The 2,154-nt window shown below is 61.8% G+C and carries 1 protein-coding gene; it reads right to left on the reverse strand.

From position 1 onward, the window contains the following. Positions 1 to 1,731 (reverse strand): pre-peptidase C-terminal domain-containing protein (locus DDE10_RS22985; protein WP_284734845.1); only part of this gene is annotated, 1,731 nt, incomplete at its 3' end. Positions 1,732 to 2,154 lie beyond the last annotated feature (423 nt).

Here is a 2,154-nt window from a genome sequence, read left to right on the forward strand (position 1 = left end):
ATTGCCGGAATAGCGGATCTCGTCGGTGCCGCCGGTATCCCAGATCGTCTCGTAATAGACGCCGGGATCATTGGCGTCGCCGAGCTCGTAGACGTCGTTGCCGGTCGCATAGGCGTTGATGATGCCATAGCGCTCCTGCAGCGCGGCGATGTCGAGCGCGCCCAACGTGCCGGACCAGCCGCTGTCGACATTGGCCGCGGTCAGCGGCGTCTCGCCATTCGGCCCGGTCGGCCAGGAGTCGTTGTACGACATGACCGTGTAGACGCCCTGGTTGAGATCGAACACGCCGTAGCTGCCGGTCGAACCGGTGACGCCGAGCATCACGTCGGACCCGCCGCCCCGGTCATGCGGATGGGAGAGGCCGTGGGCATGACCGAACTCGTGCAGGATGACCGCGAAGTCGAAGCCGCCCTGGAGCAGGCCCTGCTGCTGGTCGAAGCTCCAGCCGCCATTGTCGACGTTGAAGGCGCCGATTCCTTGCTGGGTGCCGAATTGCGGATCCTGCGGATAGAAGAAGGCGCCGAACTGGTTCGAGGTCGTGGTGATCAGCCGGAAGTCGGCCGACTCGGCGTCGGTCGTGATCTCATATTCGAAGCCCAGGATCTTGGTATATTCGCCGAGGGCGACCATCACCTGCTGCTGCTCGAACGCGTTCCAGCCGAAGGAGGGCAGCGGATCGACGCCATTGTCGCCGGTCTCGCCGAAATTCTCGCCGGCCTCGGCGAAATAGACGGTCAGGATGCCGTCATCGCCGGGATCCATGTTGGCTGCGCTCTCCCAGATGAGCGAGTCGAGCGGGTCGAGCGTCGACAGGTCGACTTCCTGCGCGGTGATCGAATAGCCGCCCGTATAGGGATACCAGGACTGGACATCGAGATAATAGGTCCCGCTCTCCTCCGCGAAGAACGAGATGCTGGAGCTGATGTCGTCCGGGAAGCTGATATCGTCATTCTGGGTGATCAGCGATCCGTTGGAATTGTAAAGGAAAATCCATGGGTCCAACTCGCCCGGGGGCAGGTCGGCGAAGTCCGATTCGTAATCGGCTCCGCCAGCCACCTCGATCGTGTAGAACTTGCCCGCCTCGACGGTGACCGCAAAGGTGTCGGTCTCGCCGGCGAAGAAGTAGACGAAGGGATCGGTGCCGTCGATGAAACCGTAGGTGATCCCGTTCATGTTGAGAGCGGCGGCACCTTCGAACGTGTCGGGAACGACATCGGTCGGCGGCTGGGCGATGACGTCGAGCGTATATTGGCCGGTCAGGCCCGAACCCGGATAGGCCTCCACGTCGATATAATAGGTTCCGGTATAGGAGGCGGTGAAGGTGAGCAGGGAATTGGTCCCCGAGCCGCCGTCATCGTCGATGTTGACGACCTCGAAAGCGTCGTCGAACAAGGCGACGATCGTGTCGCCGAGGGGATCCGAGCCGCTGCCATAGACCGAGATCATGTAGGTCTGGCCCGCGACGACGTTGAGCGAGAACGTATCGAATTCGCCCGGCGGGTCGATCGTACCGTCGACCAGGATCGTGGTGGGAACGCCGATCGTTACCGAGGATGCCGCCGATGCGGCGGCCGCGGACATGTCGAAGATCTCGCCGATCGAGCCGGCGAGGCCCATCGCCACCTCGGAACCGGAAGTCTTGGCGCCGCAGCCCAGGCACGCGCACAGTCGGAAATCGTTGACGATGGCAGACTTGCTCGCGACGAGATTACCATACTCACGTTCGGACATGGAAAACCCCCTTATGCAGTTGTCGGATGAATTCGCGCCGGACGGTGCGACTCCGGTCTTCAAGGTGATCATGGTTTCCAACCCGTTGCAAGGCATTTGCCTTCAGCCTTTGCACGACGCGCGAAAGTCTAGCGGTGTCACGGTATAATCCCGGTATCGATGCGCCATGATGGCTGCGAGCATCGGGTCCTCGTCAGGATTCGATTGTCCGGATGGGAAAAACGCGGAGTCGCGGCCGGCAAAATTGCCTTCTGTGCGCGACTTCGCGCCGGCGCTTCGTTCCCCAGCCGGATGTCCGGACCGAGTTGATTGTCGTCTGGTCCAAAGGAAAAGGGGCGCCCCGGCTATGCCGGGACGCCCCTCTTGATCGTGCCGGGTCGGATCAGGCGAAGATGACGTCCGACTGGATGATCAGGATGTTGG

The organism is Sphingosinicella terrae (assembly GCF_003347635.1).
GTDB classification, from domain to species: Bacteria; Pseudomonadota; Alphaproteobacteria; order Sphingomonadales; family Sphingomonadaceae; genus Allosphingosinicella; species Allosphingosinicella terrae.